The following is a 22085-nucleotide window of genomic DNA, read 5'->3' on the forward strand; positions in this document are numbered from 1 at the left end:
ATGGGCTTTCGTTTGTCGAAGATTTACACCCGCACTGGCGACAAAGGCGAGACCGGGCTGGGCGATGGTCGTCGCGTGCCCAAGGATCACCCGCGGATCGAGGCCATTGGCGAAGTCGATACGCTGAACAGTCAGGTGGGCGTGTTGCTGGCCGGGTTGGCAGCGCAAACGGGTCAGTTTCCGGACTTGAACGAAGTGATCGAGGTATTGGCCCCCTGCCAGCATCGGTTATTTGATCTGGGTGGCGAGCTGGCGATGCCGGTGTATCAGGCGTTGAATGCAGCGGAAATCGAACGACTGGAAGCGGCGATCGATCTGTGGAATGAAGAGCTGGGGCCACTGGAAAACTTCATCTTGCCCGGCGGCTCGACGCTGATTGCCCAGGCCCATGTCTGCCGCAGCCTGGCGCGCAGCGCAGAACGGCGATGTCAGCAGCTCAACGCGATTGAACCGTTGGCCGGGGTTGGCCTGGCGTACATCAATCGGTTGTCGGATTTGTTGTTTGTTGTGGCGCGGTTGATTGCCAAGCGTCAGGGAGTGGCGGAGATACTTTGGCAGCCTGCGGCGAAACCTGAGGTTTAATCGGCGCCTGTCAGGGCCCCTTCGCGGGCAAGCCCGCTCCCACAGGTTTTGTGAACGCCACAAATCTACTGTGGGAGCGAGCTTGCTCGCGATGAGGTCATTTGCATCACTGGGAATCAGGCCAAAACGCCCGAATCCCCGCCACCCCCTGCGCACCCGCAGCCCAGGCTTTCTCGACCTCCGACGGACCTACACCACCGAGCAGGAACACCGGCTTGCTGAAGCCCTCGATCAGGCTCGATGCCTGCTCCCAACCCAACGGCTCGGCGCCAGGGTGAGTCAGGGTCGGTTGAACCGGCGACAGGGTCACGAAATCCACCCCCATCTGTTCGGCCAGCGCCAACTCTTCAGCGTTATGGCAAGACGCCGCCAGCCAGCGCGATGCCGGAAGCGGTCGGCCAGCCGCTGCGTATTTGCGCAGTTGCGCCGCGGTAATGTGCCAACCGGCGGACGGGAAGTCGCCCAGCCATTCGAATGGCCCCTTGATCATCAATTGCGCCTTGCCGGCACACAGCCCCACAGCATCCACTGCCAGGTCGCGGTATTTCGGGTCGTAGCCGTTCGGTGCACGCAACTGGATCAGCTTGACGCCGCCGGCAATGGCCTTCTGAATACCACGCAGCAACGCGGGGGGTTCCAGGTCTTCCGGGGTGATCAAGTACTGCTCGGGTAACCGTGCGGCCGCGACGATCGGCCGGTTGGCTTCAGGGAACTCATAATCCGACAGGTCGCGGGGTGTCACCCAGGCCAGCGGTTGTCCCTCGGCACCGTGGGGCTCGCCGCTAAACGCCGAGACTTCCCAGACATCCAGCAACACCTGCTTGTCCGGGTAATCGTGCCGGACCTTGATCAGCGGGCGCGCCGCGCCGACCACGATGCCCAGTTCCTCATGGAGTTCGCGGGCCAGTGCGGTTTCGACCGACTCGTCGGCCTCGACCTTGCCCCCGGGAAACTCCCACAGGCCACCCTGGTGCTGGGTATCGGCACGGCGGGCGATAAGGATCTTGCCGTTGTTATCACGGATAACGGCGGCGGCTACATGAACTCGTTTCACCGCTCGATTTCCTCCAGTCCGGCCTTCTGCCAGGCCTTGAACGCTGGCCATTGGTAGAGGGTTTCAACATAGGCTTCATCAGCCGCGGACAGTTTCACCCGATAGGTGCGCAGGCGCACGGCGATGGGTGCAAAGAACACATCCGCCAGACTGATACGACCAAACAGGTACGGTCCGGTTTCTGTCGCGACAGCACGGCACTCCGCCCACAACGCTGACATGCGCTCGATGTCCGCCTGGACATCGGCCGGGACCGGCGACAGCGCTGAGTCATGGCTCAGGTCGAACGGCATGTTGCCGCGCATGGCGAAAAAGCCACTGTGCATCTGCGCGCACGCCGAACGCGCCTGGGCACGGGCGGCGGTGTCTTTGGGCCACAGGTTCGCGTCGGGAAACTGTTCTGCCAGGTATTCGGCAATCGCCAGGGAGTCGGCGATGGTACTGTGTTCGGTTTTCAGCAGCGGGACCTTGCCGGTTGGCGAATGCTTGAGCAGACGCTCACGGGTGTCCGGCTGATTCAGCTTGATCAGTTCTTCGGTGTAGGAGGCGCCGGTCAGATCCAGAGCCAGGGCCCCGCGCAGGGACCAGGAAGAAAGCAGTTTGTCGCCGATGATCAGGTGCAGGCTCATGTTCGGGGTGCCTTCTCGTCAGGGTAACAAGCAAGAATATCCAGCGTCCGGTCGTCAGCCTTCGCGAGCAAGCCCGCTCCCACAGTTGATCGGACAGTACTCACATTTTGTGTTCACTGAAGATCTCCTGTGGGAGCGGGCTTGCTCGCGAATGGGACGACTCGGTCTTTAACCGTGTATCAAGTACGGTACTCGGCGTTGATCTTCACGTACTCGTGGGACAGATCGGTAGTCCAGATGGTTTCACTGCAATCGCCACGACCCAACTCGATACGGATGGTGATTTCTTCTTGCTGCATCACCGCCGCGCCCTGGGCTTCGGTGTAGGTCGCCGCGCGCGCACCACGGCTGGCGATGCACACGTCGCCGAGGAATACGTCGATCTTGCTCACGTCCAGGTTCGGTACACCGGCACGGCCGACGGCGGCCAGGATGCGGCCCCAGTTCGGGTCGGAAGCGAAGAGCGCGGTCTTGATCAGCGGCGAGTGAGCCACGGTGTAACCGACGTCCAGGCATTCCTGGTGGTTGCCGCCACCATTGACTTCAACAGTGACGAATTTGGTCGCGCCTTCACCGTCACGAACGATGGCCTGGGCTACGTCCATGCACACTTCGAACACCGCTTGCTTGAGTTTGGCAAACAGTTCGCCTTCGGCGCGGGTGATTTCCGGCAGCGCAGCCTGACCGGTGGCGATCAGCATGCAGCAGTCGTTGGTCGAGGTATCACCATCGATGGTGATGCGGTTGAACGACTTGTTGGCGCCATCCAGCATCAGGTTTTGCAGCACATCGCGGGAGACTTTGGCGTCGGTGGCGATGTAGCCGAGCATGGTCGCCATGTTCGGGCGAATCATGCCGGCGCCTTTGCTGATGCCGGTAACGGTGATGGTCACACCGTCGTGCTGGAACTGACGACTGGCGCCCTTTGGCAGGGTGTCGGTGGTCATGATGCCGGTGGCGGCAGCTTCCCAGTTGTGGATCGACAGGTCATCGAGGGCCGCTTGCAGCGCGCCTTCGATTTTCTCGACCGGCAGCGGCTCGCCGATCACACCGGTGGAATACGGCAGCACCTGGCTGGCATCGACACCGGTCAACTCGGCCAGTTTCGCGCAAGTGCGCTCGGCGGCGGCCAGGCCAGGTTCGCCCGTGCCGGCGTTGGCATTGCCGGTGTTGGTCAACAGATAACGCACAGGGCCTTGTACGCGTTGCTTGGCCAGGATCACCGGTGCGGCGCAAAAGGCGTTCAGGGTGAACACGCCGGCAACCGTGGAGCCCTCAACACAGCGCATGACCACAACATCCTTGCGCCCCGGGCGCTTGATGCCAGCCGAGGCGATACCGAGTTCAAAACCGGCAACCGGGTGCAACGTTGGCAAAGGACCAAGACCAACAGCCATGAATGCGCTCCTTTATAAATGATGTCAGCACCGTTTCAGCAGAACGGTGGTTCGAATGGTAAAACGCCGCGACGGCAGAAGCCGGTCGCGGCGCGGGTATTTCAGCGATTGAAACGGGTTTTACTGAATCTGCCCGTGGCAATGCTTGAACTTCTTGCCCGAACCGCAGTAGCACAACTCGTTGCGACCCAGCTTCTGCTCGTTGCGAACCGGCGCGGCAGCGAGGGCAACATCGACCTCTTCGCCCAACACTTCAGGCTGTTCAAGGCCTGGAGCCTCTTCATGCAGGAACTGCATGCGAGCGGCCAATGCCTCGGCTTCCTGACGCAGGCGCTGCTCCTCTTCGATCGGGTCTTCGCGACGAACCTGAACGTGGGACAGCACACGGATCGAATCGCGCTTGATCGAATCCAGCAATTCGGAGAACAGGGTGAAGGACTCGCGCTTGTATTCCTGCTTCGGGTTCTTCTGGGCATAGCCACGCAAGTGGATACCGTGGCGCAGGTGATCCATGGTCGACAGGTGGTCTTTCCACAGGTCGTCCAGTACGCGCAGAACGATTTGCTTCTCGAAGGTGCGCAACGCTTCGGCGCCCGCCTGGTCTTCTTTCTCGTTGTACGCCGCGATCAGTTCCTGCATCAGTTTCTCGCGCAGGGTTTCTTCGTACAGGTGGTCGTCTTCGTCGAGCCACTGCTGGATTGGCAGCGCCACACCGAAATCGCTCTGCAACGCGGCTTCCAGACCGGCCACGTCCCACTGCTCAGGCAGCGATTGTGGAGGAATGTGCGCGCTGACGGTGGCGTCGAGCACGTCCTGACGGAAGTCAGCGATGGTCTCACCGATGTTGTCGGCGGCCAGCAACGTGTTACGCATGTGATAGATCACTTTACGCTGTTCGTTGTTGACGTCGTCGAACTCGAGCAGTTGCTTGCGAATGTCGAAGTTGCGGCCTTCAACCTTGCGCTGGGCCTTTTCGATAGCGTTGGTCACCATGCGGTGCTCGATCGCTTCGCCAGGCTGCATGCCCAGGGCCTTCATGAAGTTCTTCACCCGGTCAGAGGCGAAGATGCGCATCAGGCTGTCTTCCAGCGACAGGTAGAAACGGCTGGAACCGGCGTCGCCCTGACGACCGGCACGACCACGCAGCTGGTTGTCGATACGGCGCGATTCATGGCGCTCGGAGGCAATCACCTGCAAACCGCCCGACTCGAGCACTTGCTGGTGACGTTTCTGCCAGTCGGCCTTGATCTGGGCAATCTGCTCAGGGGTCGGGTTTTCCAGGGAAGCCACTTCCACTTCCCAGTTACCACCCAACAGGATGTCGGTACCACGACCGGCCATGTTGGTGGCGATGGTCAGCGCGCCCGGGCGACCGGCCTGGGCAATGATCTCGGCTTCCTTTTCGTGGAACTTGGCGTTCAGGACCTTGTGTTCGATGCCTTCCTTCACGAGCAGGCTGGACATGTGCTCGGAGGTTTCGATAGTGGCGGTACCGACCAGGACCGGACGGCCCGCGGCCATGCTTTCCTTGATGTCGGCCACGATTGCCGCGTATTTCTCGTCGGCGGTCAGGAACACCAGGTCGTTGTAGTCCTTGCGGGCCAGCGGCTTGTTCGGTGGAATCACCATGACCTGCAGGCCATAGATCTGGTGGAACTCGAACGCTTCGGTGTCGGCCGTACCGGTCATGCCGGACAGTTTGTTGTACAGACGGAAGTAGTTCTGGAAGGTGGTCGACGCCAGCGTCTGGCTTTCGGCCTGGATGTTCAGGTTTTCCTTGGCTTCGATGGCCTGGTGCAGGCCTTCGGACAAGCGGCGGCCCGGCATGGTACGGCCGGTGTGCTCGTCGACCAGTACGACCTGACCGTCCTGCACGATGTATTCGACGTTGCGATGGAACAGCTTGTGCGCGCGCAGGCCGGCGTAAACGTGAGTCAGCAGGCTCAGGTTGTGGGCCGAGTACAGGCTCTCGCCTTCAGCCAGCAGGCCGATGCGGGTCAGCGTTTCTTCGACGTACTGGTGACCGGCTTCGTTGAGTTCGACCTGACGGGTCTTCTCGTCGACGGTGAAGTGACCGGCCTGGGTCACTTCGCCTTCGACTTCTTCAACGTGCAGCTTGAGCTGCGGGATCAGCTTGTTGACCTCGATGTACAGCTTGGAGCTGTCCTCGGCCTGACCGGAGATGATCAGCGGCGTACGGGCTTCGTCGATGAGGATCGAGTCGACTTCGTCGATCACGGCAAAATTGAGTTCGCGCTGGAATTTTTCTTCCATGCTGAACGCCATGTTGTCGCGCAGGTAATCGAAACCGAATTCGTTGTTGGTGCCGTAGGTGATGTCGGCGGCGTAGGCAGCACGCTTCTCTTCCGGCGGCTGGAACGGCGTGACAACGCCGACCGTCAGGCCGAGGAATTCATACAGCGGGCGCATCCAGTTGGCGTCACGGCGGGCCAGGTAGTCGTTCACCGTCACAACGTGCACGCCGTTGCCGGACAGCGCGTTGAGGTAAACGCCCAGTGTTGCCACCAGGGTCTTGCCTTCACCGGTACGCATTTCCGCGATCATGCCTTCATGCAAGGTCATGCCGCCGATCAGCTGGACATCGAAGTGGCGCATGCCCATGACACGCTTGCCGGCTTCGCGGGCGACCGCAAAGGCTTCTGGCAGCAGTTTGTCGAGGGATTCCCCTTTGGCGATGCGGGCCTTGAACTCGCTTGTCTTGGCACGCAATTGATCGTCCGAAAGGGCCACCATTTGCTCTTCGAAGGCATTGACGAGTTGCACCGTCTTGAGCATGCGTTTGACTTCACGCTCGTTCTTGCTTCCAAAAAGTTTCTTTAACAAAGGCGCAAACATATCGGCAGGATCTTCCACACTAAAGGGATGGAGGGCGGCCCCGTGAGTCGCCCGTGCAGCCCTCATGGCCGCATGCGAACGAGCATTCTACCCGGAAACGATGGAGAGGAAAGTGGCGATATTCCACGATGCTGGCACAGCGCTTTGACGGGGCTCACTTAAAATAAGGGCGTTTTGCTCAACTTCAAGCCGTTCAAGGCAGAAGTTAGTTGTTGATTTAATGGGTAAAGCGCCCACAAAAGCAATGGGCGGGTGCACTCGGCGCTTTCTGCTACCATGGCGCCTCTGTTACTTCAGGTGTCTGATCATGGCATTTCGCCCACTTACGGCCAAAGTACCTGCCGTTCTACTACGCGAAGCCAAGCCGCTGAAGGCCATTCTCGGCCACGCTCAACGCCTGGGTCATCTGCAACGTTTGCTCGAAAGCCAATTGCAACCCGCCGCTCGCGAGCATTGCCACGTGGCTTCCTGGCGCGAAGGCAGTTTGTTGCTGATTGTCACCGACGGTCATTGGGCAACTCGCCTGCGTTACCAGCAAAAGCGTTTGCAGCGGCAATTGCAGATGTTCGATGAGTTCGCCAATCTGACCCGGATCCTGTTCAAAGTTCAACCGCCGACCGTTCAGCAAGGTGCGGCCGGGCATACCATGGATTTGTCCAACGACGCGGCAGCGACCATCCAGGCCACGGCCGATGGGATCAGCGACCCGAATTTGCGGGCAGCGCTGGAGCGACTGGCGGCGCACGCCAAATCCAGAACCTGACATCGGACTAATGTGGGAGCGGGCTTGCTCGCGAATGGGTTTACCAGTCAACATTTTCGTTGAATGAAACACCGCATTCGCGAGCAAGCCCGCTCCCACATTTACTGTGCCCACTTAGAATGGATTCAACGGCGTTTACTGCCGCCCAGTAATGACCCCATCAACCCGCGCACCAGCTGTCGCCCAAGCTGGTTGGCCGCCTGACGCATTGCTGATTTCAACGCCTGGCCGGCCGCCGTGCCGAGAAATTCCCCGGCCTGTTCGGTGAAGCTCGGCTCCTGTTTGCCCTGCTCCGCTTCGGGCTCAGGCGCCAGGCCCTTGCGTCCCATCAGCACCTCATAGGCCGAATCACGGTCAATCGGCTTGTCATAACGCCCCTGCAACGGCGAACCGGCAATCAACGCTGTGCGTTCCGCACCGGTCAAAGGCCCGATCCGCGATTGCGGCGGTGCCACCAGCACCCGCCGGACCATTTCCGGCGTGCCTTTTTCCTGCAGGGTGCCGACCAGCGCCTCCCCGATCCCGAGCTCGGTCAGCACCGACAACGCATCAAACGCCGGGTTCGGCCGGAAACCCTCGGCCACCGCGCGCAGGGACTTCTGTTCCTTGGCGGTGAACGCACGCAGACCGTGCTGGATGCGCAAGCCCAACTGCGCCAGCACATCATCCGGCAGGTCACCCGGCGACTGGGTGACGAAATACACGCCCACGCCTTTCGAACGAATCAGCCTCACGACTTGCTCCAGACGGTCACGCAAGGCCTGGGGCGTACCGTTGAACAACAAGTGGGCCTCGTCGAAGAACAGCGCCAGCAATGGCTTGTCGGCATCGCCACGCTCAGGCAACTGTTCGAACAGCTCTGCCAGCAGCCACAGCAGGAACGTCGCGTAGACTTTCGGCGCTTCATGCACCAGGCGGCTGGCATCCAGCAAATGAATGCGACCGCGCCCGTCCGCCGTGGGCTGGAGGATGTCTTCGAGTTGCAGCGCCGGCTCTCCGAACAAGGCTTCGGCGCCCTGTTGCTCCAGGGTCGCCAGACGTCGCAGCAATGCCTGGCTGGAGCCGGTGGTCATCAATGCCGCATCGTCGCCCAGCAACTGGGGGTTGTCCCGCAGGTGATTGAGCAATGCCTTCAGGTCCTTGAGATCAAGCAACAACAGGCCTTCGCGGTCCGCCACCTTGAACGCGGCGTACAGCGCCGACTGCTGACTGTCAGTCAGCTCCAGCAGACTGCCCAGCAGCAGCGGCCCCATTTCACTCAAGGTTGTGCGTAAAGGATGACCGGACTGACCGTGTATGTCCCACAACGTCACCGGATAAGCCTGAGGCTTGTGGTTGAGCCATGGCATCCCGGCAATCCGCTCGGCGATCTTGCCCAGGGGATTGCCGGCGGCGCCGAGGCCGCACAGGTCACCCTTGATGTCCGCGGCGAACACCGCCACGCCGGCATCGCTGAAGGCTTCGGCCATTCGTTGCAAAGTGACTGTCTTGCCGGTGCCGGTCGCGCCCGCGATCAATCCGTGGCGGTTCGCCAGGCGCATGGCCTGGGCAGTCGGCTGCCCTTCTGGATCGGCGCCGATAACGAGTTGCAATGAGTCAGGCATTTGGTCACCCATGATTAATCTTTGGTCCTACACGGCCGATAGAGATAACGACAAAGCAGTCAGACACGATCTGGTCGGAAATTTCCCTAAGGAGAGTCGGAAAATTCACTTGCTTTCAACCTTGCCCGTCGTGCGTCCCTTTATAAAAGCACGCGCTGGACATTAAGACCTTAGCGGAACCCCAAGCCATGAACAAAAATCTGCGTTTCAGCCATAAAATCCTGCTTGCTGCCGCCCTCATTGTGATTGCCGCCTTCGCCTCCTTTACGCTGTACAACGACTACTTGCAGCGCAATGCCATCCGCAAAGACCTGGAAAATTATCTGCAGGAAATGGGCGCGGTGACCGCCAACAATATCCAGACCTGGTTGAACGGGCGCAGCCTGCTGATTGAAAACCTGTCACAAACTGTTGCGCTCAACCCCGATGCCGACAACGTTTCCAGCCTGCTTGTACAAAAAGCCGTGACCTCGACCTTCATGGGCGCCTACCTCGGCAACAAGGATGGCTCTTTCATCATTCGCCCGGACAGCAAGATGCCCGATGGCTACGACCCGCGTGCACGTCCCTGGTACAAGAGCGCGCAAAGCAGCAGCAGTTCGGCATTGACCGAGCCTTACATTGATCTGGCCTCCGGCCAACTGGTGATTTCCATTGTCGACAGCGTTATCAAGGACGGCCAGAACATCGGCGTGGTCGGTGGCGACCTGAGTTTGCAAGTGATCGCCGACAGCCTTGGCAAGCTGGATTTCGACGGCATGGGTTATGCGTTCCTGGTCAGCTCCGACGGCAAGATCCTGGTACATCCCGACAAAGCGCTGGCGATGAAGGCGCTCAAGGATGTCTACCCGCAAGACACGCCGGCCATCAGCAGCGCCATGAGCGAAATCCAGGTCGACGGCAAAACCCGCATCGTGACCTTCACCCCGATCAAAGGCTTGGCATCGGTCAACTGGTACATCGGTCTGTCGGTCGATAAGGAAAAAGCCTACTCGATGCTCAGCGAATTCCGCACCTCGGCTGTGGTTGCGACCATCATCGCCGTGGCCATCATCATCGCCCTGCTCGGCATGCTGATTCGCATCCTGATCCAGCCGTTGCACGTCATGACCCGCGCCATGGCCGACATCGCCGACGGCGAAGGCGACCTGACCAAGCGCCTGACCATCCAGAACAATGACGAATTCGGCACTCTGGGCACCGCGTTCAACCGTTTCGTCGAGCGCATTCACGGCTCGATCCGCGAAGTGTCTTCGGCCACCGGGCAAGTCAACGAAGTGGCATTGCGCGTAGTGGCCGCTTCCAACTCGTCGATGTTCAACTCCGACCAGCAAGCCTCGCGCACCAGCAGCGTCGCGGCCGCAATCAACCAGCTCGGCGCCGCCGCCCAGGAAATTGCCCGTAACGCCGCTCAGGCTTCGAGCCAGGCCAGCGATGCCCGCAGCCTGGCCGAAGACGGCCAGCAAGTGGTGGACCGCAGTATCGTGGCGATGAATCAACTGTCGAGCATGCTCAGTGCATCGAGCTCCAACATCGAATCGCTGAACAGTAAAACGGTGAACATCGGGCAGATTCTCGAAGTGATCACCAGCATTTCCCAGCAAACCAACTTGCTGGCGCTCAACGCCGCCATTGAAGCCGCCCGCGCCGGTGAAGCCGGTCGTGGATTTGCCGTGGTGGCGGACGAAGTGCGCAACCTGGCACATCGCACGCAGGAATCGGCGCAACAGGTGCAAACCATGATCGAGGAGCTGCAGGTCGGCGCCCGGGAATCGGTCAGCACCATGAGCGATAGTCAGCGCCACAGCCAGGACAGCGTGGAAATCGCCAACCTTGCGGGTGAGCGCCTGAACAGCGTGACGCTGCGTATCGGTGAAATCGACGGCATGAACCAGTCGGTGGCCACCGCGACCGAAGAACAGACCGCCGTAGTGGAGTCGATCAACGTCGACATCACCGAAATCAACACGCTGAACCAGGAAGGTGTGGAAAACCTGCAATCGACATTGCGCGCGTGCTCGGACCTTGAGCAGCAGGCGGCGCGGTTGAAGCAGTTGGTAGGTAGCTTCAGGATCTAAGGCAACCTCACCGGCCTCATCGCGAGCAAGCTCGCTCCCACAGTAGATCTATAGTGCGACAAAGATTCCTGTGGGAGCGAGCTTGCTCGCGATAGCGGCCTGCCAAACGATACATCCCCCCGCCGACATCCCTCCCGCACAACCCCAACCGAACATCTATCCTTCATATAGGTCAACCAAAGGAGAAACAGGACCGGAGGATCGTTCATCGTGCATATCGCGGACATCACCATGTTCTACGCCCCTGCCAGCGGAGGCGTGCGCACTTATCTGGATGCCAAGCACCGTCGCCTGGGCATCAAGCCAGGCATTCGCCACAGTTTGCTGATCCCCGGATCGTCCTTTGGAGAGCAGGATGGCATCTTCACAGTTCCCGCCCCTGCCCTGCCCTTCGGCAAGGGCTATCGCTTTCCTCTGCGTCTGGCGCCCTGGCGCAATGTCCTGCAAGACTTGCAACCCGACCTGATCGAAGTTGGCGACCCCTACCTCACCGCTTGGGCGGCGCTGGATGCGCGGCGCCAACTCGATGTGCCGATCATCGGTTTTTATCACTCGGACCTGCCCCTGCTGGTCAGCAACCGCATGGGCAACTGGGTGACCAACAACGTCGAGGCCTATGTCAGCAAGCTCTACGGCAACTTCGACCGGGTCCTGGCGCCCAGCCGGGTCATGGCCGACAAACTCACCGGGCTTGGGGTCAGGAATGTCTTCGTGCAGCCGCTCGGCGTCGACCTGCAAACCTTCAATCCCGATGCCAGAGATTCCGGGCTGCGGGCCGAACTGGGTCTGGATGAAAACACCCACCTCTTGATCTTTGCCGGGCGCGGTTCCAAGGAAAAAAACCTGCCGGTGCTGCTCGACTGCATGAAACGCCTGGGCCGACGCTATCACCTGCTGCTGGTTGGGTCGTCGATGCCCACGGCCGTGCCCTCCAACGTGACGGTGATCGACGAGTTCTGCCCGGCGGCGCAGGTGGCCCGCCTGATGGCCAGCGCCGACGCCTTGCTCCACGCTGGCGATCAGGAAACCTTCGGCCTGGTGATACTCGAAGCCATGGCCAGCGGTATTCCGGTGGTAGCCGTGGCGGCCGGGGCGTTCGAAGAAATCGTCACCGAGGACTGCGGCCTGCTCTGTGCGCCGAACAATCCCGCCGCGATGGCCACCGCTGTTCGAGAACTGTTCGGCTCGGGCAGCGTAGCGCTGGGCCGACAGGCGCGATTACATGTCGAACGACATTATGCCTGGGACACGGTGGTCACCAGTTTGCTGCGCCACTACCACGCCGTGCTCGGCAGCCAATGGCCGTTGACAGCCAATGGTTGAGCCCATGAACAGTCCCGCTTTACTGCTGGTACTGCACGACGTGGCGCCGCCCACCTGGGCCGATTACCAGCCGTTCGTCAAAGCCGTCGACGCTTTGGGTGGCGTACCGATCACCTGGCTGGTGGTGCCGGATTTGCACAAACACAACAACCTGGACGCCCATCCGCAGTTTTGCCGCCAGCTCAGTGCCAGGGTCGCCCGAGGCGACGAACTGGCACTGCATGGCTATTTCCATTACGACGACGGGCCGATGACCATCAATCCCCGCGACTGGTTCATGCGCCGGATCTACACCCACGAAGGCGAGTTTTACCGTTTGTCGCAGGAAGACGCCCTCGCCCGCCTGCGTTCGGGCATCGAGATGTTCCACCGCCATGACTGGCCGCTGGAAGGGTTCGTCGCCCCGGCCTGGCTGATGAGCCAAGGCACTCGCCAGGCATTGCGCCAATTGCCGCTGAGTTACACCAGCGACTCGCAACATTTATACCGGCTACCGGATTTCACTGCGCTCGAGGCGCCGGGGCTGGTCTGGAGTGCGCGCAGTGCCTGGCGCCGGGGTGTGTCGAAGCTCGTCAGCGACCGGCGTGAACAGCGCTGGCAGCACGCTCCGGTGATTCGCCTGGGCCTGCACCCGGTGGACATGCGCCATGAGTTCTCGCGCCGATACTGGCTAAAAACCCTTGAGCGCCTGCTCGACAACGGACGGGTGCCAATGACCAAGGCCCACTGGCTGGCGATGCAAAACGACCGACTGGTCCGTGCCGCATGAGTCGCGCACTGCTGTTGCTCGTCGGTCTGCTCGCGGCAGTGCTGATTCCATTACTGTTGGGCGGCAGCGAAATCTGGTCTCGGCTGACCGCCTTTCCGCTGCCGTGGTTGCTGGTCATGTTCGGCATGATCCTGTTGTGCTGGGGGGTGAACACCCTGCGTTTGCGCCTATTGCTGGGGGATCAATGCGACAAGGTCGGCCGGCTCAGGAGCCTCGGCATGGTGATGGCCGCCGAATTCGCCTACTGCGCCACGCCCGGCGGCAGTGGCGGGCCTCTGACGATCATGGCTTTGCTGGCGCGTCACGGTGTGCGTCCAGCCAGGGGCAGTGCGGTGTTTGCCATGGATCAACTGAGCGACTTGCTGTTTTTTCTTTGTGCCCTGAGCGGGATTCTGATCTACGCCCTGTTCCAGCACCTCAGCCAGCGCATGGAATGGATGCTGATGGTCAGCGCCGTTTCGCTGTTCGGCGGCCTGGTCAGTTGCGTCATGGTGGCGCGCTATCACCGATTATTGATTCGCCTGAGTGGTCGCTGGCTCGCCCGACTCAATGTCAAAGCGGCCACTCGAATGCGCTGGGCGCGCAAACTCCTGCAGTTTCTGGCGGCGTTTACCGACACGTTGAAGTTGCCCGTGCAGACCTTGATCAAGGTATTCGCCCTGACCTGTGTGCATTGGGGCCTGCGCTACAGCGTGCTGTACCTGGCGTTGCGCGGGCTCGGCGCGGATTTGCAGTGGGTCTGGAGTTTTCTGATCCAGATGCTGGCACTGAGCGCCGGGCAATTCAGCCTGCTGCCGGGCGGAGCCGGGGCGGCTGAGCTGACGTCCGCCGCGCTGCTGGCGCCCATGGTCGGGAAGTCCACGGCAGCCGCGGCGATTCTGATTTGGCGGGCGGTAACCTATTACTTCTATTTACTGGTTGGTGGGCCGGTGTTTCTGCTGATGCTGGGTCGGCCGCTGCTGAAGAAGTTGATGAAACTCAGGCAGGCTTAGGTTTGTCCTCGGGCTCTTGCTGCAACTGTTCCCACAACTGCGCGGCGTCGGGAAACTCCGTACCGGTTTCAGGCCCCATGTCATCCGGGTCGTAGCGGCTCAGGCAACCCTCGCCCAGCGTGGCGGGAGCCTTGGAAGTGGCTTTGTCCAGTGGATCGGCCATGGTCATGTCCTCGGTGCAAAAACGGCGAAGGGCCTGAAGCGATTGAACGCCCAGGCCCTTCGAATTTCAACTGTGACGTACGTCTGTCAGAAGACGACGGTCTTGTTGCCGTGCACCAGCACGCGGTCTTCCAGGTGATAACGCAAGCCACGGGCCAGCACCATTTTCTCGACATCGCGGCCGAAACGCACCATGTCTTCGATGCTGTCGCTGTGGTTGACGCGCACCACGTCCTGCTCGATGATCGGGCCGGCATCCAGCTCTTCGGTCACATAGTGGCAAGTCGCGCCAATCAGCTTCACGCCGCGCAAGGAGGCCTGGTGGTACGGCTTGGCACCGACGAACGACGGCAGGAAGCTGTGGTGAATGTTGATGACCTTGTGCGCGTATTCGCTGCACAACTCAGGCGGCAGGATCTGCATGTAGCGGGCAAGTACCACCACTTCGGCATCGTGTTGCTTGACCAGGCGCGAAACCTCGGTGAAGGCTGGCTGCTTGTCCTGTGGATTGACCGGGACGTGGTAGTACGGGATACCGTGCCACTCCACCATGCTGCGCAAGTCATCATGGTTGGAAATCACGCAGGAAATTTCACAGTCCAGTTCATCGCTGTGCCAGCGGTGCAGCAAGTCGGCCAGGCAGTGCGACTCGCGGCTGGCCATCAGGACCACGCGCTTCTTTTGCTCGGTATCGGTGATGCGCCAGTCCATCGAGAACTCTTCGGCGATCGGGGCAAAGGCTTCACGAAACGCTTCGATACCAAATGGCAGGGAGTCGGCACGGATTTCGTGACGCATGAAGAACCAGCCACTGAGATTGTCCGAGTGATGGCTCGCTTCAGTGATCCAGCCGTTGTGTGATGCCAGAAAGTTACTGACTTTGGCAACGATGCCAACACGGTCCGGGCAAGAAATCACCAGACGAAAAGTGCGCATGAGGGGGGAACTCCAGAACTTCGCAAAGGCCGCCATTCTAGCGATTGCGCAACAAAACTGCAGTATTGTTGACGTTTCGCCCTGCCGGAAGGTCAGTGCGGCAGGGTGGACACCAGCAGTGCCTGCTTGCACAGATGCTCTTGCGGTGCCGGCCAATTGTTAATTTATGTATATCTGACAGACCGGGACCACACTAATAATCGCACTACCAATGCGCGCAAAAACCCCGGCAATTAAATTAAATAAACTTGCCTTAAATGTTTACTTGATGAAACACCGTGACTATTATTGCCGCACTGTCATCTGCCATCCAGCGCACAACATAAGGTAGTCCACATGTCCTTGATCAACGAATATCGCGCCACCGAAGAAGCTATCAAAGAGCTGCAAGCCCGTTTGAAGAACCTGTCCCAAGACGACAAACTGCAAACCGAGCTGGAATTCGAAGGCAAACTGCGCACCCTGATGGGTGAATACTCCAAGTCCCTGCGCGACATCATCGCGCTGCTGGATCCAGAATCCAAAACCAAGGCACCACGCGGTGGTGCAGTGAAAACTACCGGCACCAAGCGTGCTCGCAAAGTTAAACAATACAAAAACCCGCACAACGGTGAAGTCATCGAAACCAAGGGTGGCAACCACAAGACTCTGAAAGAGTGGAAAGCCAAGTGGGGCGGTGACGTGGTGGAAGGCTGGGCAACCCTGCTGGGCTAAGCCTCAGAGCTTGTCGCAGATGGATCCGTGACAAAAAATAACGCCAGCAAATGCTGGCGTTTTTTTATGCTCGGCGTTTAAGCCCTGGCATGTTCGATTTCAAAGACTCAAACGCTGGCGCAGTCCTTGGACATAATCCTGCCACTCACCGAGCACCCCCTGCTGAAACGCAGTAGCACTAACGCTCAATTGGGCCGCGGCTTCTACAAAACTTTCAAGGGTATTTGGCGCCCCCCATTCAGGGTCTGACAAACGTTTCTGACAGAATATTCGCCAGCGTTCTTGCTCTTCGGGATTCAACGTGTCGGGAAAGTTGCGTGCGCGATATCGAAACAGCAATTCAGGCAAACGTTCGTCATCGAAAGGCCACTGTTCTTGTGCCAATTGCATCGGGTCAACGGCCCTGACTTGTTCACACAATCGCCGATCCCGATCACCGATAAATCCATCGTATAACTGTTGCTCCGGATCCTGGCTCTGGGAAAAGTCTTCGCGGGCATAAATCGCCAGGATTTTATCCAGCCAAACTTTCCGGGCGTCATTGAGCTGCGACACCCTCTGCTGATACAGCGCCATATCCAGCCCCAAACGCTGCTGATCTTCCTGGCGAAGTACCGACAACGGTGCCACCACCGGACACTTGTTGATGTGAATCAGCTTCAACGGCACCGGCAACTCGCCTTCGGCCAGTTCGTCGCGGCGGGTATACAAGCGCTGGCGCAAACTTTCGGCATCCAGGTCGAGCAGGCCCTGGGGATCGAGGTGCAGGTCACAGACAATCAGGGCGTTCTTGTTGCGCGGGTGCCAGGCCAGCGGCAACACCACCCCCACATAGTTGCGCGCGGCCGAAAATCGTCCGGAAACATGCACCAGCGGTTGCAGCAGGCGTATCTGATCCATGACTTTTTGCTTGCTGCGCAGCTGAAACAGCCAGTCGTACAGCTTTGGCTGTTTTTCCCGTATCAGGCGCGCCAGGGCGATCGTCGCGCGAACGTCCGACAGTGCTTCGTGGGCATTGCCATGATCGATGCCATTGGCAGCGCTCAGGCGTTCGAGCTTGAGCGTGACCCGCCCCTCGTCATCGGTCGGCCAGACCAGGCCATCGGGACGCAATGCATAGGCCGCGCGCACCACATCGATCAGGTCCCAGCGGCTATTGCCGCCCTGCCACTCCCGCGCATAGGGGTCGAAAAAGTTTCGGTACAGGCTGTAGCGGGTCATCTCGTCGTCGAAACGCAAGATGTTATACCCCGCACCACAGGTACCGGGCGCCGCGAGTTGGGCATGCACCCGGGTCATGAAATCGGCTTCGCTCAAGCCGTGCTCTTGCAGTTGCCCGGGGGTGATTCCCGTGATCGCGCAAGCGGCAGGATGCGGCAGGATGTCGTCACTGGGCTGGCAGTAAAGATTGACCGGCTCGTCGATTTCATTGAGATCGAAGTCGGTGCGCAGGCCGGCCATTTGCAACGGACGGTCGCTACGGGGATTGATGCCAGTGGTTTCGTAGTCGTACCAGAAAATGGAGGTCACGGGCGATTCCTGAACTGAAGATCGGCAAAGTCTAGGCGTTCACCGCCCGCCCCGGCCAGTAGTCTTGTCATTCAAGCACCTTGCGCGACTCACCATGCAATACATAGTTATGTCGTTTCCCCCGGCCCCCGCCCCTCGAATAGGCTGCTAGCATCGAATGGATACACAATCCCGAATAAGGCCACATCATCAGGTTGCCCATGCTCGAGACCACAGCAAAGCCACGGAATGCGCCGCTGTCACCGCCGCTGGATACGCGGTACCAGGTCGAAACGCCGGAGGGCGTCGACCTGCCACTGCGCCCGGCCGGGTTGATGGTCCGTGCGCTGGCATTCTCCATTGATCTTGGTTTACGCGGCCTGGTCCTGGGCGTGCTGTTCATTGTGCTGGCGATGCTCGGCAAACTGGGAGCCGGGCTCGGCTCGATCCTGCTGTTCGTGGTGAGCTGGTGGTACATGGTGCTGTTCGAGGTGCTGAACCACGGTCGCTCGCCGGGCAAGCAATGGATGGGCTTGCAGGTGGTGCACGACGATGGCACCCCGATCGGCTGGTCGGCGTCGCTGTTGCGCAACCTGCTGCGCGTTGTCGACCTGCTGCCGTTCGGTTACTTCCTCGGGGCCATCAGTTGCCTGCAACATCCCCACTTCAAGCGCCTCGGCGATATCGCCGCCGGGACCCTGGTGATCTACCGCGAACGACCGCACACTCGCCCCCAGCTCCCCGAAGCCCGGCCCCGTCGCCCGGCCTTTGTCCTGACACTCACCGAGCAACGGGCCATCCTCGGGTTTGCCGAGCGCCAGGGTGAACTCTCCGAAGCGCGGGTCAATGAACTGGCTTCGATTCTCGCCCACCCCTTGCAAGTCGAACCCCCGCAGGCAGTGACCGAGCTCAACGGCATCGCCCGCGGGTTGTTGGGGCCGACATGAAGCAAAGCCTTTTTGAAAGCCGGCACAAGGCCGAATGGAACCATTTCGCCCATCTGCTCGAGCAGTTGGAACGGGACGGCAAGGCTACCGACGCCGGCAGTTTCCCGAAGGACTACCGACGCCTCTGCCAACACCTGGCACTGGCACGGGAGCGTGGCTACAGCAGTTTTCTGATCGACTCCTTGCAGCAACAGGTGCTGCGCGGACACCAACAGCTTTACCGTCATCGCAGCCATTTGGGGGCCAATGTGCTGGCGTTCATCCTGGCCGACTTTCCGCGACTGGTGCGCGAACAGTGGCGTTTTGTCCTCGCCGCCAGCCTGATGTTTTTTGGCAGCCTGGCCGGTTTCGCGCTGCTGGTGTACCTGTACCCGGAGCTGGTCTACAACCTGATCCCCGTCGAGCAGGTCAGCGAAATGCAAAGCATGTACGACCCCGTTGCCGGTCACCTCGGGCGCACGGCGGAACGAGCCGCCAGTGAGGACTGGGCGATGTTCGGCTACTACATCATGCACAACATCGGCATTGCCTTTCAGACCTTCGCCAGTGGTTTGCTGTTCGGTCTGGGCAGCGTGTTTTTCCTGATTTTCAACGGCCTGATGATCGGTGCGGTGGCCGGGCACCTGACCTACGTCGGCTACGGACAAACCTTTTGGTCATTCGTGATCGGCCATGGCGCTTTCGAACTCAGCGCCATCGCCCTGGCCGGTGCCGCCGGTCTGAAGCTGGGCTGGGCCTTGGTCGCCCCGGGGCGCCTGCCACGGGCCGAGGCCTTGCGATTGGCTGCGCGCAAGAGCGTGCTGCTGATCTGCGGGGTCATGCTGTTTCTGTTGATCGCTGCGTTTATCGAAGCCTATTGGTCGTCAATGACCGGCCCTTCGCACCAGACCAAATATCTGGTTGGCGCGGCGCTCTGGCTGTTGGTGGTGGTTTATCTCGTGTTTGCCGGACGTCAGCGCCATGCGCCTGAGTGACGCCACGGTGGTGATTCGCCCGCGCTCGACCTGGGAAGCCATGGACCTGGGGGTGCTGCTGAGTCAACGCCACCGACGCCTGTTGATGACCAGTTGGGCCTTGGTCACCTTGCCGGTTTTCGCGCTGCTCAGTTGGGGGCTCTGGGATTCGCCCGATCTCGCCGTGTTCATTTTCTGGTGGCTGAAGCCGGCGTTCGAACGCCTTCCCCTATACATCCTGTCCAAGGCCATGTTCGATGAAACGCCCACGCTCAAACAGGCCCTGCGCCAATGGCCACGTCTGCTCAAGCCGCAATTGCTGGCCAGCCTGACCTGGCGACGCCTGAGTTTGCCCCGCAGTTTCGTGATGCCGGTGGTGCAACTCGAAGGACTGGACGGGCAGCAACGGCAACAACGCCTACAGATGCTGTTGCAGCGAGACGCCGGCGCCGCACGCTGGCTGACGATCATCGGCGCGCACCTGGAAGGCGCATTGTGGGTCGGCTTGATGGTGTTGTTCTATCTGCTGCTGCCACAACAGGTCGCGCTCGACTGGAGCTGGCAGTCGCTGATCTCGGCGGCCACCCAGGACTGGCGTTGGCTGGAACACCTGACCAACGCCTTTTATGCACTGGTGCTGGTGGTCTGGGAACCGATCTATGTCGCCTGCGGTTTCAGTCTGTACCTGAACCGGCGCACCGTGCTGGAGGCCTGGGATATCGAACTGGTGTTTCGCCGGATGCGCCAACGCCTGGTCAGTGCAGGCGCTGTCCTGTTGATGGCCGTGATTATGCTGATGCCAACCACCCACAACGCATGGGCCACAGAACCGGCCCTCTCACCCGACAGCCCGCGCCTGCTGGACCAGCCCCTGACCAGCCAGGCCTCCAGGGACAGCATCAAGGCGATCCTCGAACAGACGCCCTTCAAGAACCGGGAATCGGTCACGCGCTACCGCTTTGGCGAAGAGCAACCGAATGCTGAAGCTTTGGACGACGGTAAGACACCACAATGGTTGAAGGCGCTGTTGAAGCTGTTCGAGGGGCAACGCTTCGGGACATTGGCGACACTGATCGAAATCGTACTGTGGGGCATCGTCATTGGCGCCGTCGGCCTGTTGATCTGGCGCTATCGCGACTGGCTGAAGACGTTCGTCAGCCGACGACCGCCCCTCAATGTCAAAGCCACGCGACCGTTACCGCAGCAGGCGTTCGGCCTGGACCTCAAGCCCGAGTCCCTGCCCGCCGACATCGCCGCCCACGCCGAAAGCCTCTGGCAAGCCCACCCACGCGAAGCGCTTGGCTTGCTCTATCGCGCCCTGCTCAGCCGCCTGTTGCACGACTTCAATATCGCGCTCAAGGCCGCCGACACAGAAGGCCAGGTGCTTCGGCGTGTCGAGCTACTGCAGCAGCCGGCCTTGCTGGCCTACAGCCAAAACCTGACCGGGCACTGGCAAAACATGGCCTACGGGCATCGCCTGCCGCCCGCTCAAGTGCAACAGGAACTGTGTAACGGCTGGCGTGTTCTGTTCGGTCCGGAGGCTGTCCGTTGAGTCGGCGCCGGGGTTCGATAGCCGGTGCGTTGATGGCCGTGTTGCTGGCTGCGCTGAGTGTTTATCTGTACCTCAAGGCGACTCCCTACCAGACTGAAATCGATCACGGTCCCTCCCCCGAAGCCAAAGCCAACCCTTATCTGGCGGCCGAGTTGTTCCTGCGCAAGCAAGGCCTGAAGGTCGGCCACGCCAATGGCCTCGATATCCTGCCCAGCCTCGACCCGCATCAACACAGCCTGCTGTTGCTCGGGGAACGCTACAACATGACCCCACGGCAGATCGACCAGGTGATGAACTGGACCCGGGCCGGCGGGCGGCTTCTGTTCGTCGCCGAGTCGCTGTGGGATGAAAAACTCGGCCATAGCAATGACCTGCTGCTCGACCGGGTGCAACTGCACCAGTCCTTGAGCAAAGACCTCAAGGACCCACCGCCGGATGTCGGTGACGATCCGTACCCGCAACTGACCAAGCTCTATCTGGAAGACGAAGACGCCCCGGCCTATGCCGGTTTCGATACCGCGTTCCATCTCGAAGACCCGAAAAACCTCGCCCTGGCCTGGGCCAACAGCGCCAGGGCCACGCACATGATGCAACTCGACCACGGGCTCGGTTCGATCATCGTGGTCACCGATGCCGACCTGTGGAAAACCCCGGCCATCGACCGGTACGACAACGCCTGGCTGCTCTGGTACCTGACCGCCGACACCCGCGTGACGCTGATCTTCAACACCGATCACGACAGCCTGCTGACGTTGCTGCTGCGTTACTTCCCCCAGGCGCTGGTCGCGTTGCTCGCCTTGATCGGCCTGGGTTTCTGGCACTTTGGCGTGCGCCAGGGACCGCTGCTGGAAGCGGCTCCGAAAGCACGCCGGCAATTGCAGGAGCACCTGCGCGCCAGTGCCGACTTCCTGTTGCGACGCAACGGTCAGGCCGGCCTGCTGCAAGCCCTGCAGCAAGACATCCTGCGGCGTGTACGGCGTCGTCACCCCGGTTTTGAACAGCTCGGTGTTGCCGAACAATGGCTGGTGCTCGCGCGCCTGACCGGCCAACCCACACGCGCCATCAGCCAGGCCATGAGCCCGCGGCCGAAACAACGGCTTTCCAGCGTTGAATTCAGCCGCCAGGTCGCCCACCTGCAAACCTTGAGGAACGCCTTATGATCTGGCACCTGACAAGTGTTGGATTCCCATTGGATTAGAAGACAGCCCTTACGAGCTGTTCGAGGCTACCTCCGGCAGTTGCGGGTGCGAGCCACATTTGAGTCG

Annotated in this window: 19 protein-coding genes; 11 read left to right on the forward strand and 8 right to left on the reverse strand. The window is 60.4% G+C overall.

From position 1 onward, the window contains the following. Complete coding sequence (locus KGB29_RS03125) at window positions 1–582, forward strand: cob(I)yrinic acid a,c-diamide adenosyltransferase (protein WP_057713510.1); 582 nt, start codon at window positions 1–3, stop codon at window positions 580–582. A 106-nt stretch (window positions 583–688) separates the two neighbouring features. Here the strand turns inward: KGB29_RS03125 and KGB29_RS03130 are convergent, their stop codons facing one another. The 4 genes from KGB29_RS03130 to secA form a co-directional block, all read right to left on the reverse strand. After that, on the reverse strand, window positions 689–1636 hold the full coding sequence (locus KGB29_RS03130) for a Nudix family hydrolase (RefSeq protein WP_150813306.1): 948 nt from the start codon (window positions 1634–1636) through the stop codon (window positions 689–691). After that, on the reverse strand, window positions 1633–2265 hold the full coding sequence (locus KGB29_RS03135; RefSeq protein WP_150813307.1) for a glutathione S-transferase family protein: 633 nt from the start codon (window positions 2263–2265) through the stop codon (window positions 1633–1635). The genes KGB29_RS03130 and KGB29_RS03135 overlap by 4 nt, the downstream gene beginning before the upstream one ends. Before the next feature lie 179 nt (window positions 2266–2444). Beyond that, a complete protein-coding gene (gene argJ, locus KGB29_RS03140) occupies window positions 2445–3662 on the reverse strand; it encodes a bifunctional glutamate N-acetyltransferase/amino-acid acetyltransferase ArgJ (RefSeq protein WP_056726069.1) in 1218 nt (405 codons plus the stop codon). 120 nt (window positions 3663–3782) lie between these two features. Then, window positions 3783–6518, reverse strand: a complete 2736-nt coding sequence (secA, locus tag KGB29_RS03145; RefSeq protein WP_150813309.1) for a preprotein translocase subunit SecA — start codon at window positions 6516–6518, stop codon at window positions 3783–3785. Between the two features lie 307 nt (window positions 6519–6825). On the opposite strand from secA, the gene KGB29_RS03150 reads away from it, so the two are divergent. Further along, complete coding sequence (locus tag KGB29_RS03150) at window positions 6826–7281, forward strand: DUF721 domain-containing protein (protein WP_150813310.1); 456 nt, start codon at window positions 6826–6828, stop codon at window positions 7279–7281. Between the two features lie 125 nt (window positions 7282–7406). Here the strand turns inward: KGB29_RS03150 and KGB29_RS03155 are convergent, their stop codons facing one another. Continuing rightward, complete coding sequence (locus KGB29_RS03155; protein ID WP_150813311.1) at window positions 7407–8885, reverse strand: helicase HerA-like domain-containing protein; 1479 nt, start codon at window positions 8883–8885, stop codon at window positions 7407–7409. A 188-nt stretch (window positions 8886–9073) separates the two neighbouring features. Here KGB29_RS03155 and KGB29_RS03160 point away from each other — a divergent pair, with 188 nt between their 5' ends. The 4 genes from KGB29_RS03160 (at window position 9074) to KGB29_RS03175 (ending at window position 14047) form a co-directional block, all read left to right on the forward strand. After that, window positions 9074–10963 (forward strand): methyl-accepting chemotaxis protein, encoded by a 1890-nt coding sequence (locus KGB29_RS03160; RefSeq protein ID WP_150813312.1) that lies wholly within the window; start codon window positions 9074–9076, stop codon window positions 10961–10963. Window positions 10964–11173: 210 nt separating this feature from the next. Then, complete coding sequence (locus tag KGB29_RS03165) at window positions 11174–12286, forward strand: glycosyltransferase family 4 protein (protein ID WP_150813313.1); 1113 nt, start codon at window positions 11174–11176, stop codon at window positions 12284–12286. Beyond that, complete coding sequence (locus tag KGB29_RS03170; protein WP_150813314.1) at window positions 12279–13055, forward strand: DUF2334 domain-containing protein; 777 nt, start codon at window positions 12279–12281, stop codon at window positions 13053–13055. Before KGB29_RS03165 ends, KGB29_RS03170 begins: the two co-directional genes overlap by 8 nt. Beyond that, the gene (locus tag KGB29_RS03175; protein ID WP_150813315.1) at window positions 13052–14047 is read left to right on the forward strand and encodes a YbhN family protein; all 996 of its coding nucleotides are present in this window, start codon (window positions 13052–13054) and stop codon (window positions 14045–14047) included. The genes KGB29_RS03170 and KGB29_RS03175 overlap by 4 nt, the downstream gene beginning before the upstream one ends. On the opposite strand, the gene KGB29_RS03180 is transcribed toward KGB29_RS03175, so the two are convergent. Beyond that, on the reverse strand, window positions 14034–14210 hold the full coding sequence (locus KGB29_RS03180; protein ID WP_173677941.1) for a hypothetical protein: 177 nt from the start codon (window positions 14208–14210) through the stop codon (window positions 14034–14036). The two genes, KGB29_RS03175 and KGB29_RS03180, sit on opposite strands and share 14 nt — an antisense overlap. An 86-nt stretch (window positions 14211–14296) precedes the next feature. Further along, the gene (gene purU / locus KGB29_RS03185) at window positions 14297–15145 is read right to left on the reverse strand and encodes a formyltetrahydrofolate deformylase (RefSeq protein ID WP_057713501.1); all 849 of its coding nucleotides are present in this window, start codon (window positions 15143–15145) and stop codon (window positions 14297–14299) included. 336 nt (window positions 15146–15481) lie between these two features. Here purU and mvaT point away from each other — a divergent pair, with 336 nt between their 5' ends. Continuing rightward, complete coding sequence (gene mvaT, locus KGB29_RS03190) at window positions 15482–15859, forward strand: histone-like nucleoid-structuring protein MvaT (protein WP_007933316.1); 378 nt, start codon at window positions 15482–15484, stop codon at window positions 15857–15859. A 99-nt stretch (window positions 15860–15958) separates the two neighbouring features. Here mvaT and sbcB read toward each other — a convergent pair whose 3' ends face one another. Beyond that, complete coding sequence (gene sbcB, locus KGB29_RS03195) at window positions 15959–17389, reverse strand: exodeoxyribonuclease I (RefSeq protein WP_150813316.1); 1431 nt, start codon at window positions 17387–17389, stop codon at window positions 15959–15961. Between the two features lie 200 nt (window positions 17390–17589). On the opposite strand from sbcB, the gene KGB29_RS03200 reads away from it, so the two are divergent. From KGB29_RS03200 to KGB29_RS03215, 4 genes are read left to right on the forward strand one after another with little or no spacing between them, the layout of a single operon-like run. Further along, on the forward strand, window positions 17590–18315 hold the full coding sequence (locus KGB29_RS03200; RefSeq protein ID WP_150813317.1) for an RDD family protein: 726 nt from the start codon (window positions 17590–17592) through the stop codon (window positions 18313–18315). Continuing rightward, window positions 18312–19289, forward strand: a complete 978-nt coding sequence (locus tag KGB29_RS03205) for a stage II sporulation protein M (protein WP_150813318.1) — start codon at window positions 18312–18314, stop codon at window positions 19287–19289. The genes KGB29_RS03200 and KGB29_RS03205 overlap by 4 nt, the downstream gene beginning before the upstream one ends. Beyond that, window positions 19276–20820, forward strand: a complete 1545-nt coding sequence (locus KGB29_RS03210; RefSeq protein ID WP_150813319.1) for a DUF4129 domain-containing protein — start codon at window positions 19276–19278, stop codon at window positions 20818–20820. The genes KGB29_RS03205 and KGB29_RS03210 overlap by 14 nt, the downstream gene beginning before the upstream one ends. 32 nt (window positions 20821–20852) lie before the next feature. After that, a complete protein-coding gene (locus tag KGB29_RS03215; RefSeq protein ID WP_191626097.1) occupies window positions 20853–21980 on the forward strand; it encodes a DUF4350 domain-containing protein in 1128 nt (375 codons plus the stop codon). Window positions 21981–22085: the final 105 nt, after the last annotated feature.

Origin of the sequence: Pseudomonas sp. BF-B-30, assembly GCF_019956305.1 — a bacterium.
GTDB classification, from domain to species: domain Bacteria; phylum Pseudomonadota; class Gammaproteobacteria; order Pseudomonadales; family Pseudomonadaceae; genus Aquipseudomonas; species Aquipseudomonas jessenii.